This is a genomic window from Streptococcus sp. HMSC066E07, assembly GCF_001814695.1.
GTDB classification, from domain to species: Bacteria; Bacillota; Bacilli; order Lactobacillales; family Streptococcaceae; genus Streptococcus; species Streptococcus hominis.
The window spans coordinates 4,527-22,459 of the sequence record NZ_KV817437.1 but is presented as its reverse complement, the minus strand read 5'-3'; the positions used below and the strand labels follow the sequence as shown (position 1 = coordinate 22,459).

At 39.9% G+C, this 17,933-nt stretch carries 20 protein-coding genes and 1 pseudogene; 20 read left to right on the top strand and 1 reads right to left on the bottom strand.

The features are described 5' to 3' along the window. Window positions 1-420: 420 nt before the first annotated feature. The 5 genes from aspS to HMPREF2984_RS04380 all read left to right on the top strand — a co-directional run bounded on the left by aspS (window position 421) and on the right by HMPREF2984_RS04380 (window position 6,426). Window positions 421-2,160, top strand: coding sequence for an aspartate--tRNA ligase (gene aspS, locus HMPREF2984_RS04400; RefSeq protein WP_049534407.1), 1,740 nt, complete (start codon window positions 421-423; stop codon window positions 2,158-2,160). Between the two features lie 76 nt (window positions 2,161-2,236). Then, window positions 2,237-2,539 (top strand): Asp-tRNA(Asn)/Glu-tRNA(Gln) amidotransferase subunit GatC, encoded by a 303-nt coding sequence (gatC, locus tag HMPREF2984_RS04395; RefSeq protein WP_003026120.1) that lies wholly within the window; start codon window positions 2,237-2,239, stop codon window positions 2,537-2,539. Next, window positions 2,539-4,005, top strand: coding sequence for an Asp-tRNA(Asn)/Glu-tRNA(Gln) amidotransferase subunit GatA (gene gatA / locus HMPREF2984_RS04390; protein WP_049534404.1), 1,467 nt, complete (start codon window positions 2,539-2,541; stop codon window positions 4,003-4,005). The genes gatC and gatA overlap by 1 nt, the downstream gene beginning before the upstream one ends. Further along, window positions 4,005-5,438, top strand: a complete 1,434-nt coding sequence (gatB, locus tag HMPREF2984_RS04385) for an Asp-tRNA(Asn)/Glu-tRNA(Gln) amidotransferase subunit GatB (protein ID WP_059221440.1) — start codon at window positions 4,005-4,007, stop codon at window positions 5,436-5,438. The genes gatA and gatB overlap by 1 nt, the downstream gene beginning before the upstream one ends. Before the next feature lie 76 nt (window positions 5,439-5,514). Continuing rightward, window positions 5,515-6,426: a DMT family transporter gene (locus tag HMPREF2984_RS04380; RefSeq protein WP_070670590.1), complete on the top strand. Its 912-nt coding sequence runs from the start codon at window positions 5,515-5,517 to the stop codon at window positions 6,424-6,426. Window positions 6,427-6,457: 31 nt separating this feature from the next. Here HMPREF2984_RS04380 and HMPREF2984_RS04375 read toward each other — a convergent pair whose 3' ends face one another. Then, window positions 6,458-7,084 carry a TVP38/TMEM64 family protein gene (locus tag HMPREF2984_RS04375; RefSeq protein ID WP_003039498.1) on the bottom strand — a complete coding sequence of 209 codons (627 nt, stop codon included), beginning with the start codon at window positions 7,082-7,084 and terminating at the stop codon, window positions 6,458-6,460. A 149-nt stretch (window positions 7,085-7,233) separates the two neighbouring features. Here HMPREF2984_RS04375 and HMPREF2984_RS04370 point away from each other — a divergent pair, with 149 nt between their 5' ends. The 15 genes and pseudogenes from HMPREF2984_RS04370 to HMPREF2984_RS04300 all read left to right on the top strand — a co-directional run bounded on the left by HMPREF2984_RS04370 (window position 7,234) and on the right by HMPREF2984_RS04300 (window position 17,922). Further along, window positions 7,234-7,761: a YqeG family HAD IIIA-type phosphatase gene (locus HMPREF2984_RS04370; protein WP_003039408.1), complete on the top strand. Its 528-nt coding sequence runs from the start codon at window positions 7,234-7,236 to the stop codon at window positions 7,759-7,761. A 2-nt stretch (window positions 7,762-7,763) separates the two neighbouring features. After that, the gene (yqeH, locus tag HMPREF2984_RS04365; protein WP_059221435.1) at window positions 7,764-8,870 is read left to right on the top strand and encodes a ribosome biogenesis GTPase YqeH; all 1,107 of its coding nucleotides are present in this window, start codon (window positions 7,764-7,766) and stop codon (window positions 8,868-8,870) included. Window positions 8,871-9,029: 159 nt separating this feature from the next. After that, window positions 9,030-9,341, top strand: a complete 312-nt coding sequence (yhbY, locus tag HMPREF2984_RS04360; RefSeq protein ID WP_003039538.1) for a ribosome assembly RNA-binding protein YhbY — start codon at window positions 9,030-9,032, stop codon at window positions 9,339-9,341. Window positions 9,342-9,353: 12 nt separating this feature from the next. Then, a complete protein-coding gene (locus HMPREF2984_RS04355) occupies window positions 9,354-9,995 on the top strand; it encodes a nicotinate-nucleotide adenylyltransferase (RefSeq protein ID WP_003039720.1) in 642 nt (213 codons plus the stop codon). Next, window positions 9,985-10,581, top strand: coding sequence for a bis(5'-nucleosyl)-tetraphosphatase (symmetrical) YqeK (gene yqeK, locus HMPREF2984_RS04350; protein WP_003028838.1), 597 nt, complete (start codon window positions 9,985-9,987; stop codon window positions 10,579-10,581). Before HMPREF2984_RS04355 ends, yqeK begins: the two co-directional genes overlap by 11 nt. Further along, the gene (locus HMPREF2984_RS04345; RefSeq protein WP_003039420.1) at window positions 10,578-11,090 is read left to right on the top strand and encodes a cysteine hydrolase family protein; all 513 of its coding nucleotides are present in this window, start codon (window positions 10,578-10,580) and stop codon (window positions 11,088-11,090) included. Before yqeK ends, HMPREF2984_RS04345 begins: the two co-directional genes overlap by 4 nt. Next, window positions 11,091-11,456: a ribosome silencing factor gene (gene rsfS, locus HMPREF2984_RS04340; RefSeq protein ID WP_003039702.1), complete on the top strand. Its 366-nt coding sequence runs from the start codon at window positions 11,091-11,093 to the stop codon at window positions 11,454-11,456. An 87-nt stretch (window positions 11,457-11,543) separates the two neighbouring features. After that, window positions 11,544-12,278, top strand: coding sequence for a class I SAM-dependent DNA methyltransferase (locus HMPREF2984_RS04335; RefSeq protein ID WP_037566749.1), 735 nt, complete (start codon window positions 11,544-11,546; stop codon window positions 12,276-12,278). 47 nt (window positions 12,279-12,325) lie between these two features. Beyond that, window positions 12,326-13,270 carry a hypothetical protein gene (locus tag HMPREF2984_RS04330; RefSeq protein ID WP_003039509.1) on the top strand — a complete coding sequence of 315 codons (945 nt, stop codon included), beginning with the start codon at window positions 12,326-12,328 and terminating at the stop codon, window positions 13,268-13,270. A gap of 14 nt (window positions 13,271-13,284) precedes the next feature. Then, window positions 13,285-14,376: a nucleotidyltransferase gene (locus HMPREF2984_RS04325; RefSeq protein WP_003039372.1), complete on the top strand. Its 1,092-nt coding sequence runs from the start codon at window positions 13,285-13,287 to the stop codon at window positions 14,374-14,376. A 116-nt stretch (window positions 14,377-14,492) separates the two neighbouring features. Beyond that, on the top strand, window positions 14,493-15,209 hold the full coding sequence (locus HMPREF2984_RS04320) for a YebC/PmpR family DNA-binding transcriptional regulator (protein ID WP_003026093.1): 717 nt from the start codon (window positions 14,493-14,495) through the stop codon (window positions 15,207-15,209). A gap of 512 nt (window positions 15,210-15,721) precedes the next feature. Further along, complete coding sequence (locus HMPREF2984_RS04315; RefSeq protein ID WP_003026092.1) at window positions 15,722-16,123, top strand: helix-turn-helix domain-containing protein; 402 nt, start codon at window positions 15,722-15,724, stop codon at window positions 16,121-16,123. Window positions 16,124-16,259: 136 nt separating this feature from the next. Beyond that, window positions 16,260-16,717, top strand: a pseudogene (locus HMPREF2984_RS09940) (SulP family inorganic anion transporter); the annotation flags it as partial. Further along, window positions 16,708-16,926, top strand: coding sequence for a hypothetical protein (locus HMPREF2984_RS04305; protein WP_059221429.1), 219 nt, complete (start codon window positions 16,708-16,710; stop codon window positions 16,924-16,926). The pseudogene HMPREF2984_RS09940 and the gene HMPREF2984_RS04305, both read left to right, overlap by 10 nt. A 171-nt stretch (window positions 16,927-17,097) precedes the next feature. Next, window positions 17,098-17,922, top strand: coding sequence for an amino acid ABC transporter substrate-binding protein (locus tag HMPREF2984_RS04300; RefSeq protein WP_003039741.1), 825 nt, complete (start codon window positions 17,098-17,100; stop codon window positions 17,920-17,922). Window positions 17,923-17,933 lie beyond the last annotated feature (11 nt).

Below are 17,933 nucleotides of genomic sequence, written 5' to 3'. Positions count from 1 at the left end.
TGGTTTTTTTCTATACTATTAATGGCAAAGGATGATATTGTCTGAAACTATTAGATCATTGTAAATAATTTGTGTGAATCAAAGCACAAACGTCTGCTCACGTTACGAGCCAGAGGTTGCAATGCAACGAATAACAGTGGTACCACGGCTTTCGTCTGTTTTACAGGCGGAAGCCGTTTTTCTATAGCTCTGAATGTTTTAGTGTTTAGAGCTATGGTCATAGATTTACGTAGTAAAGTCAATGTTCCTTATAATTCTTAGTACTTAGAGGAGCGGTTGCAATTTTGTCAGTTGGACAAAAGCTGTAAACAAAAAATGCTTCCTACTTTTAGTATCTAGAGCTACGGGCGTAGATCTCTATAAGTAATTTGCGGCAAGTTGACGATTTAACTGAAATGAATTTAGAAAGAGGTAGAGAATATGAAAGAAGTTTTTATTGGAAACTACGGTTTGGAACAAGTTGGTCAGAAAATGACAGCGACTGGATGGGTCGCAAATATCCGAAATCATGGGAAATTGGCTTTTATAGAGCTACGAGACCGAGAAGGACTGCTTCAAGTTTTTGTCGCAGGTGATAGCTCGGCTTTTGCGGAAATTGAACATCTACATAAAGAAGATGTGATTGCTGTTACAGGAGAAGTTGTCGAGCGAGAAGCCCGCTTTGTCAACAGAGCAATCAAGTCTGGACAGGTGGAGCTGCGAGCAGAGGCGATTCAAATCCTTGCAAGTAGTAAGCCTCTTCCTTTTGAACTCGATCAGCACGCCCATACAGGAGAAGAGTTGCGGCAGAAGTACCGCTATCTGGATTTGCGTCGGAGTAAGATGACGGAGAACCTCAAACTTCGTCACCAAGTAACCAGCACAATTCGTGACTACTTAAACGGTAAGGATTTTCTGGAAGTGGAGACACCTTATTTGACAAAGTCTACACCAGAAGGAGCCAGAGACTTTTTGGTTCCCAGCCGCGTCTTTAAAAATCAATTTTATGCCTTGCCTCAAAGTCCGCAAATGCTGAAGCAACTCCTAATGGGAGCTGGTCTGGAGCGTTATTATCAAGTTGTTCGCTGCTTTCGAGATGAGGATCTACGGGGAGACCGTCAGCCTGAATTTACTCAGGTCGATATGGAAATGAGTTTTGCTAGTGAAGAAGATATTCGTATGCTTGTAGAAGAGATGCTCAAAGCTGTTGTCAAGAAAACTCATGGTTTGGAACTGACCGAAGCTTTTCCAACTATCAGTTATGAGGAAGCTATGAGTCGCTTTGGTACAGATAAACCGGATACGCGTTTTGGTTTGGAACTGAAAAATCTGACCGCTCTCTGTCAGGATAATTCCTCTCTTTTGCTGAAGCAGGCTTTTGCTCGTCACGAAGAATTATGGGGTATCTGTGTTCCAAATGCTGCGGATTCTTTCACGAAGAAGCAACTCAGTCATTTCTATCAGGAAATGAAAGAATTTGGAGCTAGTAGGTTTGCTAGTCTTAAAGTGGAAGCAGGTGAACTTCAAGGGGATTTGGCTTCGACTTTTGAAGCAGAAGCAGCTGCCTTCCTAGACCGATTGGAAGCGCAAGACGGTGATTTGCTTTTACTGGTCATCGCCAAGAAAAGACAAGCTCAGGAAGCCTTGGGGCACTTGCGATTGGAGATTGCCAAACAATTAGATTTAATCGATCAGAGTCGACTGGACTTCCTTTGGGTATTAGATTGGCCTTTGCTAGAGTGGAATGAGGAGCAGGGGCGCTATCAAGCTATGCACCACCCGTTCACCCAAGGAATTTTTGAAAATGAGAAAGAAGATTTAGCTTCAATCAAAAGTCATGCCTATGATATTGTCCTTAATGGTTATGAAATTGGGGGTGGTAGCCTGCGGATTCATGATCGAAAGAGTCAAGAAGCTATGTTTGAACTCTTGGGCATGGAAAAAGAAGATTACGAGCGGGACTTTGGATTTTTCCTAGAAGCGCTTGATTATGGTTTCCCACCACACGGTGGCCTGGCTCTAGGCTTGGATCGCTTGGTTATGATTTTGGCTGGGGAAGAAAATATCCGCCAAGTCATCGCCTTTCCTAAAAATGGAACTGGTTTTGATCCGATGCTAGAAAGTCCCAGCCAAGTAGATGCGAGTCAAGTGAAAGAACTTCATTTGGAATTGAAGAACTAAGCCTATTTGTGATAAAATAAGAAGATGATTGTTTTTCGGCTATGCTGAAAAATAAAAGAAGAGAAAGGAAACAGAGATGAAAATTACTCAAGAGGAAGTAACGCATGTTGCCCACTTGTCAAAACTAGCTTTTTCACCTGAAGAAACGGCAGAATTTGCGACAACTTTGTCAAAAATTGTGGACATGGTGGAGTTGTTAAACGAAGTTGATACGACTGGTGTGCCTTTTACATCAAATGTTGCAGAAAATGTCAACTATATGCGTGAAGATGTAGCAGTTGCAGGTTGGAATCGAGAAGAACTTTTCCAAAATGTGCCTGAAAAAGAGCGAGGCTATATCAAAGTGCCTGCTATTCTAGATGACGGAGGAGACGCCTAATGACTTTGAATCAAAAAACAATTGAAGAATTGCATGATCTCCTTGTCAAAAAGGAACTTTCCGCAGTTGAGCTGGCGAAAGCTACTCTGGAAGATATTAAGAGTCGAGAAAGTGCAGTTGATAGCTTTATTACGATTAGTGAAGAAGAAGCATTGGCGCAAGCAGCAGCAGTAGACGCGAAGGGAATTGACGCAGATAATCTTATGAGCGGGATTCCACTAGCTGTTAAGGACAATATTTCTACTAAGGGGATTTTAACGACAGCTGCATCAAAAATTCTTTACAATTATAAGCCAATTTTTGATGCAACCAGTGTAGAAAAACTCCATGAGAAAGATATGATTGTCATTGGTAAGACCAATATGGACGAATTTGCCATGGGTGGCTCCAGTGAAAATTCTTATTTTAAGACTACGAAAAATGCCTGGGACGCTACAAAAGTTCCCGGTGGTTCATCTGGTGGTTCAGCGACAGCAGTTGCTTCTGGTCAGGTTCGCTTGTCTTTAGGTTCTGATACCGGTGGCTCTATCCGTCAGCCAGCTTCCTTTAACGGAGTGGTCGGACTGAAGCCAACTTATGGACGAGTTTCTCGCTTTGGGCTCATTGCTTTTGGTAGCTCGTTGGATCAAATTGGACCTTTTTCTCAGACGGTCAAAGAAAACGCTCAGCTGTTGGGCGTAATTGCAGGCAATGATAAAAAAGACTCAACCTCTTCTCAACGGACTGTTCCTGATTTCACTAGCAAGATTGGTCAAGATATTAAAGGATTGAAAATTGCTCTTCCAAAAGAATATATGGGTGAAGGGATTGATGAAAAAGTCAAGGAACGCATTTTGGCAGCTGCTAAACATTTGGAAAGTCTGGGAGCGATTGTTGAAGAAGTCAGCCTGCCGCACAGCAAATATGGGGTAGCGGTTTACTATATCATCGCTTCCTCTGAAGCCAGCTCTAACTTGCAACGTTTCGATGGGATTCGTTATGGCTATCGGGCAGATGAGATTGAGAACTTAGAAGATGTCTATGTCAAGTCTCGTAGCCAAGGTTTTGGTGAGGAAGTAAAGCGCCGGATTATGTTGGGAACATTTAGTCTATCTTCTGGTTATTACGATGCTTATTTCAAGAAAGCAGGTCAAGTTCGGACGCTCATTATGCAGGATTTTGCCAAGGTATTTGAAAAGTATGATTTGATTTTAGGACCAACTGCACCAACGGTTGCTTACGACTTAGGAACTCAAAGTCACGATCCAGTAGCGATGTATTTGGCTGACCTTTTGACAATTCCGGTCAATTTGGCAGGGCTTCCTGGTATTTCTATTCCAGCAGGCTTTGCGGACGGACTTCCGGTTGGTCTGCAATTGATTGGAAATCATTTTGATGAAGAAACGATTTATCAAGTGGCAGCTGCTTTTGAAGCAACGACAGACTACCACAAGCAAAAACCAGTCATTTTTGGAGGTGAAAAATAATGAACTTTGAAACGATTATTGGGCTGGAAGTCCACGTTGAATTAAAAACAAATTCAAAAATTTTCTCACCAGCACCGGCTCATTTCGGAGAAGATCCAAATACCAACACCAATATCATTGACTGGTCTTTCCCAGGTGTCTTGCCGGTGATGAACAAGGGAGTTATTGATTACGGTATCAAGGCTGCTCTGGCGCTCAATATGGACATTCATCAAAAAATGCACTTTGACCGCAAGAATTATTTTTATCCAGATAATCCTAAAGCCTATCAAATTTCTCAATTTGATGAGCCCATTGGCTACAATGGCTGGATTGAGATTGAGCTAGAAGACGGTACGACTAAAAAAATTCGCATCGAGCGGGCTCATTTGGAAGAGGATGCTGGCAAGAATACCCATGGCAGTGACGGTTATTCTTATGTTGACCTTAACCGCCAAGGAGTGCCGTTGATTGAGATTGTCTCTGAAGCGGATATGCGCAGTCCAGAAGAAGCCTATGCTTACCTGATAGCCCTCAAGGAAATCATTCAGTACACTGGCATTTCTGATGTCAAGATGGAAGAGGGCTCCATGCGGGTAGATGCTAATATTTCCATCCGTCCTTACGGTCAGGAAGAGTTTGGTACCAAGACTGAGCTGAAAAACCTTAACTCTTTCAACTTTGTTCGCAAAGGTCTGGCCTTTGAGGAAAAACGTCAGGCTGAGATTTTGCGTAGCGGCGGTCAAATTCGTCAAGAAACTCGCCGGTATGACGAAGCAACGGGTGAAACCCTACTTATGCGGGTCAAGGAAGGCTCGGCTGACTATCGTTACTTCCCAGAGCCTGACCTACCAAACTTTGAGATTGATGATAGTTGGATTGAGTCAGTGCGCTCAGATTTACCAGCCTTTCCAAAAGAACGTCGGGCTAAGTACAAGGCAGACTTTGGATTGTCAGACTATGATGCCAAGCAATTGACAGCAACGAAGAACATCTCTGACTTCTTTGAAGCTGCAGTGACAGCAGGTGGAGACGCGAAATCTGTGTCAAACTGGCTCCAAGGTGAGGTTGCTCAATACCTCAATGCTGAAGGTAAAACGATTGAAGAAATCGGCTTAACACCAGTCAACTTGACTGAAATGTTGAGTTTGGTGGCAGACGGTACGATTTCCTCTAAAATCGCTAAAAAAGTCTTTGTTCATTTGGCGAAGAATGGTGGTTCAGCCAAGGAATACGTTGAAAAAGCTGGCTTAGTGCAGATTTCTGACCCAGCACAACTTCTTCCAATCATCCAAGAGGTTTTTGCCAATAATGAAAAAGCAATCAACGACTACAAGGGTGGCAATAAGAATGCTGCCAAGTCCTTAATTGGTCAGCTCATGAAAGCAACCAAAGGACAAGCTAATCCACAAGTAGCTCAAAAACTTCTTAATGAAGAATTGGCAAAGTTGTAAAATCTAAAAAAAAATCAGTCGTTTCGGCTGATTTTTTGTGCTATAATCATAGAATGGAAAAGCTTGGGGGTAAGATATGTCAAAAATAGCAAAAGGCACCATTTTAACCTTAGTCGCAGGAATTGCATGGGGATTGTCTGGGACGAGCGGACAATACTTGATGACGCATGGATTTCCTGTTTTAGTTTTAACGAATATTCGACTTTTAATTGCAGGACTTCTGTTGGTATTGTATATGGTGCTAACTAATCGTAGAAAATTGATTGAAATGATAAAAGACCGAAAGACGATGATGTCTTTGACACTGTTTGCTTTATTAGGGTTGTTGCTCAATCAATTTGCTTATTTAAAGTCTATTTATGAAAGCAATGCAGGAACAGCAACCGTTTTACAATATGTTTGTCCGGTGGGAATCCTTGCTTACACTTGTCTCAAAGACCGTGTTGCACCTACTGTGACAGAAGTATTGTCTATGATATTAGCGGTTGGTGGAACCTTTTTGATTGCCACTCACGGACAGCTCAATCAGTTATCTGTCACGCCTGCAGGACTGTTTTGGGGACTGTTTGCCGCATTCACTTACGCTTTGTATATTCTTATTCCGATTCAGCTGATAAAGGCGTGGGGTAGCATTCCGGTGGTTGGAGTGGGCATGATGCTAGCAGGCATTGTCTTAACACCATTTAGCGGTATTTTGCGTTTTCATTGGCAGTTGTCAATGGAAGTATATCTGGCTTTAGCGGGGATTATCCTAGTAGGGACAATTATCGCCTATACGCTATTTCTCAAAGGAACTAGTTCGGTTGGACCGGTAAAATCTAGCCTTCTAGCAGCTGTTGAGCCTATATCGGCTGTATTTTTTGCCTTTCTCATAATGCACGAGCAATTTTACTTTTTGGATTTTGTCGGGATGTTCATGATTTTATCAGCAGTTGCCTTGATTTCTATAAAAGATTTGATAGTGGAAAAACGAAAAGGCATTTTATAAAAAGACAGAGCCGTTTGTTTCGCTCTGCCTTTTATTTTGAAAATAATTGCCAAAAGAAATCAATGATGTATGTCAAACCGTAAGTGTAGATGACTAGTGTGATTGGTTTGCACAAAATGATAATCATCATATATTTCTTAAAGGTCATCTTTGTTAAGGCTGCTAACATACAAAGAAAATCCGCTGGGCTGATAGGCCAAATCATCATAAAGATGAAAAAACGCTCAAAACGATTGTCTTCATCCAGCCAACCGATGTACTTATCATAGGTGCGTTTGCTGACGACCGATTGGACAAAAGCAGAACCGTAGGTACGCGCTAGGTAAAAAATAATAGCACAGCCGATGACGATGCCGATATAATTATAAATGGTTCCAATGATATGACCATAAATAAAAACACCAGCAACCGAAGTTAAAGCTCCAGGAATAATAGGAACAACTGTCTGTAGAATTTGCAGGAAAATAAAGAGTGGCGGTCCCCAAATGCCAGCTTGCTTAATAAAGGCTGACAGAGTTTCTTTGGATTGTAAAATGCCAGTATAATAGGCCCAGATACAGAAAATTACTGTTCCAACTGCTCCAACAATAGAAGACCAGTTGATAAATTTTTGTAAAAGAGGGGAGACGGCAGTCATTTTCTTACTCGTATTTGCCATAAGTTCCTCCGTGTTAAATTCTCTATTCTTACTATAACATTTTTAAACATTTTTTGGCAAATTGTACATAAAATCGATGAAAAAATCTAGGGTGCGAAAACTCTTTTTTTATGTTAAAATAGGTAGAAGTATAATGTTTGGAGAGAAATGTGGCAATTGAAAACTACATGCCTGATTTTGCGATTGAGGCAGTTTATGATTTGACAGTTGAAAGTTTAAAAAAACACGGTATCAAGGCTGTTTTGGTGGATTTAGATAATACTCTTATCGCATGGAACAATCCTGACGGAACGCCAGAAATGAAACAGTGGCTCCATGACGTGCGCGATGCAGGGATTCGGATTATTGTGGTGTCCAATAACACTAAAAAACGAGTAAAACGAGCAGTTGAAAAGTTTGAAATTGACTATGTCTGTTGGTCTATGAAACCATTCACTTGGGGGATTGATCGGGCGCTGAAAGAATTTCATTTTGAAAAAAATGAAGTTGTCATGGTGGGAGATCAACTCATGACGGACATTCGAGCTGCTCATAGAGCTGGAATTCGTTCGATTTTGGTTAAGCCACTGGTTGAGCATGATTCGTTAAAGACCCAGATTAACCGAGCTCGTGAGCGTCGTGTGTTGAAAAAAATCACCGAAAAATATGGATCGATTGAGTATAAAAAAGGAATTTAAGTATGGAAGACATTCTCTGTATTGGGTGTGGAGCACCGATTCAGACAAAATATAAGGATAGGCTTGGCTACACCCCTCAGTCGGCTTTGGAAAAGGGAATGGAGACAGGTGAGCTGTATTGTCAGCGCTGTTTCCGTCTGCGTCACTACAACGAAATTACCGATGTGCAATTGACAGACGATGATTTTCTCAGACTTCTCCACGAAGTCGGCGACAGCAATGCTCTCGTAGTCAATGTAGTAGATATTTTTGATTTTAATGGTTCGGTGATTCCGGGTTTGCCACGCTTTGTGGCTGGTAACGATGTGCTGTTGGTCGGGAATAAAAAAGATATTCTCCCTAAGTCGGTTAAGACGAGCAAGGTTGCCCAATGGCTGACGGAGCGGGCTCACGAGGAAGGACTGCGCCCTGTTGATGTAGTTTTGACTTCAGCTCAAAACAAGCAAGCGATTAAAGAATTGATTGAAAAGATTGAGCAATATCGGAAAGGCCGAGATGTTTATGTGGTCGGCGTGACCAATGTTGGTAAGTCCACCCTTATCAATGCTATTATTCAGGAAATTACTGGGGATAAGGAAATCATTACGACTTCGCGTTTTCCAGGAACCACACTGGATAAGATTGAGATTCCGCTGGCTGACGGCAGTCATATCTACGACACACCAGGGATTATCCACCGCCACCAAATGGCTCATTATCTGTCTGCTAAAAATCTTAAATATGTCAGTCCTAAAAAGGAAATCAAACCCAAAACTTACCAACTCAATCCTGAACAAACCCTCTTTTTAGGGGGCTTGGGGCGCTTTGATTTTGTGTCAGGTGATAAACAAGGCTTTACGGCTTATTTTGACAATGAACTCAAATTGCACCGCACCAAGCTTGTAGGAGCGGGAGAATTTTATGAAAAGCATGTTGGCTCTTTGCTAGCACCGCCCTCTAAAAAAGAAGTGGCAGATTTTCCTCAGCTCGTCAAACATGAGTTGAAAATTGAAACCAAAACAGATGTAGTCTTTTCAGGCTTGGGCTGGATTCGCGTGACAGGGCCAGCAAAGATTGTAGCCTGGGCACCAGAGGGAGTAGCGGTGGTGACCCGAAAAGCCATTATCTAAGGAATTCTAGTAAGAAACCGTCACAGTTAAACCAATTTTTAGAAAGGAATTGAACACGAGTTAAAACTTTGGAAAATAGAAAAATTCTCTTAGAAAATCATTGATTCTTCGTCGAATTTCCTAGTTTTCTGTTGGTTTTGTCGTTCTTTGTATCTTATTATGTCATTAACATCCAAACAACGAGCTTTTTTAAATAGTCAAGCTCACAGTCTCAAACCCATTATTCAGATTGGCAAAAACGGTCTCAACGACCAGATTAAAACGAGTGTTCGTCAAGCTCTAGATGCTAGAGAATTAATTAAAGTAACTCTTCTACAAAATACAGATGAGAACATCCATGAAGTAGCAGAAATTCTCGAAGAGGAAATCGGTGTGGATACTGTTCAAAAAATTGGCCGTATTTTAATTCTCTACAAACAGTCTAGCAAAAAGGAAAACCGCAAAATTTCAGTAAAGGTAAAAGAAATTTAGAGGAAGCAGCCTATGGCAATTGAATTACTGACTCCCTTCACCAAGGTGAAGTTGGAACCAGAAGTAAAAGCAAAAAAAAGAAAGCAGGTGGGGATTTTAGGTGGAAACTTTAATCCAGTTCATAATGCCCATTTGGTTGTGGCGGATCAAGTTCGGCAACAATTATGTTTAGATCAAGTCTTGCTGATGCCTGAGTATGAGCCACCACATGTTGATAAGAAATCCACGATTGATGAGAAACACCGACTGAAAATGCTGGAGTTGGCGATTGAAGGTATTGAAGGTCTGGGAATTGAAACCATTGAGTTAGAGAGAAAGGGTATTAGTTACACCTATGATACGATGAAGCTCTTGACGGAAAAACATCCAGATACAGATTATTATTTCATCATCGGAGCGGATATGGTAGATTACCTTCCCAAGTGGCATCGAATTGACGAATTAGTTGATTTGGTGCAATTTGTTGGTGTTCAGCGTCCCCGTTATAAAGCTGGTACCTCTTATCCAGTTATCTGGGTAGATGTGCCGTTGATGGATATTTCTTCGAGTATGGTTCGAGATTTTCTGGCTCAAGGTCGGACGCCTAATTTTCTCCTACCCAAGCCAGTTTTAGACTATATTGAGAAAGAAGGGCTTTACAATAATGGGATATGAAACTTACGTGGGAATTTCTCGTGAGCAGCTTTTAGTCAAAATGCAGCATCTTTTACCAGAGAAACGTTTTAAACATTGTCTAGGAGTGGAACAAGCAGCGATTGACTTGGCAGAGCGCTTCGGTGTAGATGTAGAAAAAGCTGGTTTGGCAGGTCTGCTCCATGATTATGCAAAAAAGCTCTCTGACGAAGAATTTCTGGCACTGATTGATAAGTATGCTCTGGATCCAGCATTGAAAGATTGGGGAAATAATGTCTGGCATGGCATGGTCGGCATTTATAAAATTCAGGAAGATTTAGGATTGACAGATCCAGAAATTTTACGAGCTATCGAAGTTCATACCGTAGGTTCTGCCCAAATGTCCGATTTAGATAAGGTGGTCTACGTAGCAGACTATATTGAGCCTAATCGGAACTTTCCAGGAGTGGAGCAAGCACGTGAAATTGCTAAAAAATCGTTAAATAAGGCGGTTGCCTACGAAACAGCGCGGACGGTAGAGCACCTGGCACATAAGGGCTTGCCTATCTTCCCACAAACCATTGAGACTTATAATGCGTATGTTGGCTTTATGAAAGATGACAAATGAAAATGGCTCTGTTAGTGATTGATATTCAAACAGCCTTGATAGAGGCTAAACCGTATGCTGTTGATAACTGCTTATCTGTCTGGCAAAAAGCAATCGCCACTTGTCGTGAGAAAAACATTGAAGTGATTTATGTCCGCCACAATGACGACGAACGACTGACAGGAAGTCATGGCTGGGAAATTTACGGAGTTATTGCTCCAGAAGTTGGCGAAAAAATCTTTGATAAACATTATAATAGTGCTTTTAAAGAAACTCATTTACAGACTTATCTGGATAGCCAAGCTATTGAGCGGCTGATTATCATTGGCATGGCAACGAATTATTGCATTGATACGACTGTTAAGGTGGCGTTTGAGTTTGGTTATGATTTGGCAGTTGTTAAAAATGGCACGACTACCTTTGCTGAAAGAGAAATTACAGCAGAACAATTAATACAGCATTATGAAAATACTTGGAACGGACGTTTTGCCCAAGTGGCTGATTTAGAAGAAATTTTAAAAGAGGATTAAATGGATAAAAAAGAACTATTAGAAATTGTTGTAAAAGCAGCGGATGAAAAACGAGCAGAAGACATTACTGTGCTAGATTTGCAAGAATTGACGACGATGACAGACTATTTTGTCATTGCCAGCTCTATGAACAGCCGTCAACTAGAGGCTATTGCTGATAATATTCGTGAAAAAGTCACAGAAGCAGGGCAATCAGCTAGCCATGTAGAAGGAGACTCTGCTGGAGGCTGGGTACTTTTGGATCTAGGCGAGGTGGTTGTTCATATTTTTTCTGAGGAAATGCGGAATCACTACAACCTTGAAAAACTCTGGCATGAAGCCGTTGGTGTGGATGTGACACCATTGCTTGAGAAACAAGCCTTGTAGATAAAAAACGATGAGGGTTGAGGACATTGTCCCAACCTCTTTCAATGAGAAGAAAGGAAGAGTACCTTTTTGGTACTTCTAGATAAGATGACAACTTATGAAACCTTCGCATCAGTCTATGATGCTATTATGGATGATAGTCTTTATGATAAATGGACCGATTTTTCGCTCCGCCATTTTCCAAAAAATAAGAAAAAGCTCTTAGAATTAGCTTGTGGAACAGGAATTCAATCCGTACGCTTTGCCAAAGCTGGCTTTGATGTGGCAGGACTTGATTTGAGTGACGAGATGCTTGAAATCGCTCGTAAACGTGCCAAAGAAGCAGGTGAAGCCATTGAATTCAAACAGGGCAACATGCTTGATTTATCGCAAGCTGGGAAATACGACTTGGTGACTTGTTACTCTGATTCAATTTGCTACATGGCCGATGAAGTTGAAGTCGGTGATGTCTTTCAGCAAGTTTACAACTGTTTGAACGAAGGCGGGGTATTCATCTTTGACGTGCACTCAACTTACCAGACAGACACAGTCTTTCCTGGCTATTCTTACCATGAAAACGCTGAAGAATTTGCCATGGTCTGGGATACATACGCCGATGAGGCACCGCATTCTGTTGTGCATGAATTGACTTTCTTCCTGCAAGACGAGGATGGACGCTTCACACGCTATGACGAAGTTCATGAAGAACGTACTTATGAAGTTCTAACTTACGATATCCTCTTGGAACAAGCAGGTTTCAAATCATTCAAACTCTACGCCGACTTTGAGGACAAAAAGCCACGCAAAAAATCAAACCGCTGGTTCTTTGTGGTGGAGAAATGAGAAAATCGTTATATCCCCACGTATTATATGTATAAAGGAATGATTTAATGTTTCAATTATTAATTATTGTAGGAATCGTAGTTATAGAATTTTGTGTATTGAAGAATATTTTATCCGTGAATGTAAAAGATTATCAGGGATTTAGTACGAGATTTTTTTCTCCAAGCAACAATAGTATCAGTACAGGCAGTGTTATTTTCTGGATATTGGCTTCTCCTATTTTTTCGTCTCTAGCATATATATTTACTTTATTTGTAAATTCTACACTGGAGTGTAATTATATCCAATTTGATATGCTTTGGCTTATAAGTGTACTGTTTTGGTTATGGTTTTCTCTATTAGTGTTTGTATTAGGGAGACGAAAACTGGTAAATTGGCTTTTTGTTAGTTTTATAGCTGGAAGTTCAATTCTGTTTAATTGGTATTTATCTTCAATATCTTTTACTGGAGATGTAAAAGATATACTGCCGAATGCTAATAATACGACATTTCAGCTTTACTTGATATTGGGAATATTTTTAGTTTCAACAATACAAATTATTTATGAGCGAGATGATTACGATTTAAGACGTACTAGATTCATTTTAGAGAAGTTGGATTTGTACCTTTCTAAGTTTAAAGTTTTATTTGAATTAGAAGGTGAAGAACTTTACTTGGCTCTTGCAATTCTGATAGTGGAAGATTTTGAACGCCCAAAATTTATTAGATATATAGAGAATATTATAAAATCTTCTACCCGAAATATTGCGCAAAATGATTCTAGAAATGATAATCATAGCGTTTCTTTACTTGTGAAAGAAATTCATGATTTATATATTATAGGAGAAGATGATTACCCTTACCAGAGAATAAGGAATTTCGCCTTAAAATACAATAATTCTTCGAGATATGCTGATGATGTCTGGAAAATATATGACGAAGTGTCTAAACTTGATGAAAATATAAAATTGTTGAAAAAAACAAACCACAATGTTAGTGAAGAGCTAATTTAAAATAGGAGCGCCACATGACTATCACCGGTATCATTGCAGAATTCAACCCCTTCCACAATGGTCATAAATACTTGCTAGAGCAGGCTAAAGGTTTGAAAATTATTGCCATGAGCGGCAATTTTGTCCAACGTGGTGAGCCCGCGATTGTAGATAAGTGGATACGCGCGGAAATGGCTCTGCGAAATGGCGCTGATTTGGTGGTTGAATTGCCATTTTTGGTGGCTGTTCAGTCAGCTGACTACTTCGCACAAGGAGCAGTAGATATTTTAGAGCGCCTTAGTGTGAATAAGTTGACCTTTGGCACGGAAGAGGTCTTAGATTATCAACACTTTTCACAGATTTATACAGATAATCAACAGAAAATGCTGGACTACGTACAAAGTTTGCCAGATGATTTGTCTTATCCACAGAAAACACAGAAAATGTGGGAAAAGTTTGCTGGTGTAAAATTCACAGGCAATACACCCAATCACATTTTAGGACTTTCTTATGCCAAAGCTTGTGCTGGAAAGGCTATTGAGATTCTTCCAATCAAGCGTCAAGGAGCTGGCTATCATTCGCAAGAAGAAAATTTAAAATATGCCTCAGCTACGGCTCTTAGAGAGCGTCTTAATTGTCCAGACTTTCTGGAGAAATTTACCCCGGCTCATGAACTGCTGATTCAGTCTCCCAAAGTGACCTGGTCAGCACTTTATCCTTTGCTGCGTTACCAGATTATCAGTCATCCCGATTTGACGAGTTTTTATCAGGTTAATCGAGAACTTTCGGTACGCTTGCAGGAAGCAGTGAAAACCAGTTATAGCGTAGAGGAGTTGGTCGAACAAGTCGCAACCAAGCGATATACGAAAGCACGAATCAGACGAATTCTGACTTATATTTTGGTCGGTGCAAGAAATGATCAGTTGCCTAGCGGTATTCATATCTTGGGCTTTACTCAAGCAGGTCGAGAACATCTTAAAAAGATGAAAGGGAAAACAGACTTCGTCAGTCGTATCGGTCAAGAACCATGGGATTCCTTAACCCAGCGAGCTGATTGTATTTATCAGCTAGGGAACGCCCAACTAGAGGATCAGAATTTTGGAAGAATCCCGATAATGCTAGATTGATGCAAAAATTATTTTTTGGAACAGATTTTTTGTTAATAATTTGCTAGTGAAATTCAACCTGACTTGTGATATAATAAAAAAGATTGAAAAAGTGAAAATCTAAAGGAGAATATCCAATGGGACGTAAATGGGCCAATATTGTGGCGAAAAAAACTGCCAAGGACGGTGCAAACTCAAAAGTTTATGCTAAATTTGGTGTTGAAATCTATGTAGCAGCTAAAAAAGGAGAGCCAGATCCAGAATCGAACTCAGCTTTGAAATTTGTTATTGAACGTGCGAAGCAAGCGCAAGTGCCAAAGCATGTTATTGACAAAGCGTTAGATAAGGCAAAAGGAAATACAGACGAAACCTTTACTGAAGGACGTTATGAGGGCTTTGGTCCAAATGGTTCAATGCTTATTGTGGATACACTAACTTCAAATGTCAATCGTACCGCAGCAAATGTTCGTTCTGCCTTTGGTAAAAATGGTGGAAACATGGGAGCGAGTGGCTCAGTGTCTTATATGTTTGATAATAAAGGTGTCATTGTATTTGCAGGAGACGATGCGGACAGTGTGTTTGAACAACTGCTAGAAGCTGATGTTGATGTGGATGATGTAGAAGCAGAAGACGGAAGCATTACAGTTTACACCGCACCGACAGATTTGCACAAGGCTTTGACTGCTCTCCGCGAATCTGGTGTGGAAGAATTCCAAGTTACAGAGTTGGAAATGATTCCGCAATCTGATGTGACCTTATCAGGTGAAGACTTAGAAACATTTGAAAAATTGTATGCTGTTTTGGAAGATGACGAAGATGTCCAAAAGATTTATACAAATGTAGAAGGATTTTAATAGTGAAGAAAGAGGTGGTGGGACAGAAGTAAATATTTTTGATTTTTACTTCTGTCCCACCACCGTAGGGTTGCTTAGATACTCTTCTGAGCTTAAAAAGCAAATGAAGAGTCCGACAGCTACTGCGTCAAGAGTTTTTTACTAATACAGATTGAGACTGAGATAATTTTGTCCCAGTCTCTTTTTTTGTTACTTACTAATCTCTCAGTGTTTTTTAAGAAATTTAGTTATAAGACCGTAAGTATGTTGAGCTAGTATCTTCTTTACTTTGATAGAGTAGACATGAAATTTGGTAGAAAAGGTGGCTAGCTAATAATATGTAGTTGAAGAGTGAGGTTGGTTTCCAAGACTGCTTGTTGTAGATTAGTTTATTCTAGAAATTCAAATAAGGAGCGTAAAAAGCAGACAAACCAGTGATAAACTATAAGTTGAGAGAAGTAAACTATTGGTCGATTGAGTTTGTAAGAAAAGGTGCTACAATATAATTAGCAAATGGAAGGAGGAAAAATCTGATGAAAAAACAAACACTAGGTATGATGATTTCATCATTAAGGAAAGCAAAAGGGATGACACAATTAGAACTGGCTGAAAAGATGGGGGTCACTGATAAGGCTGTTTCAAAATGGGAAAGAGATTTATCCTATCCAGATATTAATACCATTCCTAAATTAGCAGACCTGTTTGATACATCGGTAGATGAGCTGATGCAAGGACAGACAGTGATGAAAGAAAACAAGAAAAATAGAAAATCTGATATTGTTGACACCGTGTTGAGAGGACTTGGAGTAGCCATGGGGATTGTTGTAGTGGTTTTATCTGCTTTAGGAAAAGTGGACACTAAGGCTGCACTGACAATGCTTGGACTTGGTTTAGCCAGCCTTTCTATCTCCTCACTAAAGGATAGAAACGAATGAGAATAATTGTTAAAGGCGTTGGTGAAATAACTATCGCCTTTTCTGGTAAGTTTTCATATTCAGGTCATCTAGAGATTTTACATGGGGTTATATTACAATGGTAATAAGATTCTCGCAAGCGTCTGGGAACAGGGAAATGGACGCTTTTAAGCATATCAATCCTAAGTTTTTAGTATGGTAAAGAATTATTCGGGTGCACAATTTGTCAAAGACCTTGTAGCTAGATTATCGTGGCAATTATTGCCTTACCATTGTCAATTGCTTTAGCGATTGCTTCGAGGGTCAATCCAAAGCAAGATCTTTATACAGCTGTTGTAGTTGGTTTTTTCATTTCCTTTTTTAGGTGGGAGTCGTGGTCAGATTGGTGAGCCAACAGCCGCTTTGGTTGTTATCATTTATGGAATTATTGCGCAATACGGTCTGGCTGGTCTGACAGTGGCTACTTTCTTAGCTGGTCTTATGCTCATTGGCATAGGTTTGTTGCATTTTGATGATCTGATTAAATTTATTTCAAAGACCATCACTGTTGGATTTACCCTTGGAATTGCCGTTGGAATCATCGTTGGACAAATCAAGGACTTATTTTGTCTGAACAAGGTAAAAATGTCTTAATTCTTCGTATGCGCAGTGTGTCTGCAATGGATATTTCAGGATTGGATGCTCTTGAAGAGCTCCTTGGCAATGTCAACGAACAACCTTACCATGTCATGGAAAAAGCAAGCTTTATTGATAGAGTTGGTGCAGACAACTTTTGTGCTAATATTGATGTCGCTTTAACGCGCGCAGTTAGTTTAGAAAGGTAATTGAGTTTTCCACTATTCGTCAAATGTATCAATGTTTGGTAAAAATCTGATTTCGTTTAGCTCTACTTGATAAAGAAAATCTATCACTTTGATAAAAATCAAATAATAGTCAAGAAGGAAAATATTTGATATGATAAGATTTATCTTAATGAAAGAGGTTATTATAGGAATATGAAAAAAGTGTTAAAATATTCTTCTTTAACAGCCCTTGGGCTTTTGACAATAGGAGCTTTAGTAGCTTGCTCCAATTCAAAATCAACGACTTCATCTGGAAAAACAGAAATTAAAGTCGCAACGAATGCTTCACCCAAGCCGTTTAACTATGAAGAAAATGGTAAACTAACAGGTTATGAAATCGAAGTCGTTCGTGCGATCTTCAAAGATTCTGACAAATACAAGGTAAAATTTGAAACAACAGAGTGGTCAGGTATTTTCGCAGGTCTGGATAGTGATCGCTACCAAATGGCGGTCAACAATATCAGCTATACAAAAGAACGTGCAGGAAAGTATTTGTATGCAGCTCCAACTGCTAAAAATCCAAACGTTTTAGTGGTGAAAAAATCTGATAAAAGCATTCAATCGCTGGATGATATTGGTGGGAAAACAACAGAAGTTGTACAAGGGACAACGACTGCAGCACAATTAGAAAAATACAACCAAGAACATTCTGGCAATCCAACGAAAATTAGCTATACAAAAGCAGATTTTCAACAGATTATGAGTCATTTAAACGACGGTAAGTTTGATTATAAGATTTTTGATAAAATTGGTGTAGAAACAGTCATTAAAAATCAAAAACTGGACAACTTGAAAGTGATTGATTTACCAAGTGACCAACAACCTTATGTTTATCCACTTTTAGCAAAAGGACAAGATGAGTTGAAGACATTTGTTAATAGGCGCATTCAAGAGTTGTATAAAGACGGAACTCTGGAAAAACTATCCCAAAAATTCTTTGGCGGTAGTTACTTGCCAGTAGAAGCAGATGTGAAATAAGAGAATGTAAA

What these genes read in the sequence shown, in the direction of transcription:
- aspS (WP_049534407.1), top strand. Translation starts at nt 421, where the DNA reads ATGAAAGAAGTTTTTATTGGAAACTACGGTTTGGAACAAGTTGGTCAG.
- gatC (WP_003026120.1), top strand. Translation starts at nt 2,237, where the DNA reads ATGAAAATTACTCAAGAGGAAGTAACGCATGTTGCCCACTTGTCAAAA.
- gatA (WP_049534404.1), top strand. Translation starts at nt 2,539, where the DNA reads ATGACTTTGAATCAAAAAACAATTGAAGAATTGCATGATCTCCTTGTC.
- gatB (WP_059221440.1), top strand. Translation starts at nt 4,005, where the DNA reads ATGAACTTTGAAACGATTATTGGGCTGGAAGTCCACGTTGAATTAAAA.
- HMPREF2984_RS04380 (WP_070670590.1), top strand. Translation starts at nt 5,515, where the DNA reads ATGTCAAAAATAGCAAAAGGCACCATTTTAACCTTAGTCGCAGGAATT.
- HMPREF2984_RS04375 (WP_003039498.1), bottom strand. Translation starts at nt 7,084, where the DNA reads ATGGCAAATACGAGTAAGAAAATGACTGCCGTCTCCCCTCTTTTACAA.
- yqeH (WP_059221435.1), top strand. Translation starts at nt 7,764, where the DNA reads ATGGAAGACATTCTCTGTATTGGGTGTGGAGCACCGATTCAGACAAAA.
- yhbY (WP_003039538.1), top strand. Translation starts at nt 9,030, where the DNA reads ATGTCATTAACATCCAAACAACGAGCTTTTTTAAATAGTCAAGCTCAC.
- HMPREF2984_RS04355 (WP_003039720.1), top strand. Translation starts at nt 9,354, where the DNA reads ATGGCAATTGAATTACTGACTCCCTTCACCAAGGTGAAGTTGGAACCA.
- yqeK (WP_003028838.1), top strand. Translation starts at nt 9,985, where the DNA reads ATGGGATATGAAACTTACGTGGGAATTTCTCGTGAGCAGCTTTTAGTC.
- HMPREF2984_RS04345 (WP_003039420.1), top strand. Translation starts at nt 10,578, where the DNA reads ATGAAAATGGCTCTGTTAGTGATTGATATTCAAACAGCCTTGATAGAG.
- rsfS (WP_003039702.1), top strand. Translation starts at nt 11,091, where the DNA reads ATGGATAAAAAAGAACTATTAGAAATTGTTGTAAAAGCAGCGGATGAA.
- HMPREF2984_RS04335 (WP_037566749.1), top strand. Translation starts at nt 11,544, where the DNA reads ATGACAACTTATGAAACCTTCGCATCAGTCTATGATGCTATTATGGAT.
- HMPREF2984_RS04330 (WP_003039509.1), top strand. Translation starts at nt 12,326, where the DNA reads ATGTTTCAATTATTAATTATTGTAGGAATCGTAGTTATAGAATTTTGT.
- HMPREF2984_RS04325 (WP_003039372.1), top strand. Translation starts at nt 13,285, where the DNA reads ATGACTATCACCGGTATCATTGCAGAATTCAACCCCTTCCACAATGGT.
- HMPREF2984_RS04320 (WP_003026093.1), top strand. Translation starts at nt 14,493, where the DNA reads ATGGGACGTAAATGGGCCAATATTGTGGCGAAAAAAACTGCCAAGGAC.
- HMPREF2984_RS04315 (WP_003026092.1), top strand. Translation starts at nt 15,722, where the DNA reads ATGAAAAAACAAACACTAGGTATGATGATTTCATCATTAAGGAAAGCA.
- HMPREF2984_RS04300 (WP_003039741.1), top strand. Translation starts at nt 17,098, where the DNA reads ATGAAAAAAGTGTTAAAATATTCTTCTTTAACAGCCCTTGGGCTTTTG.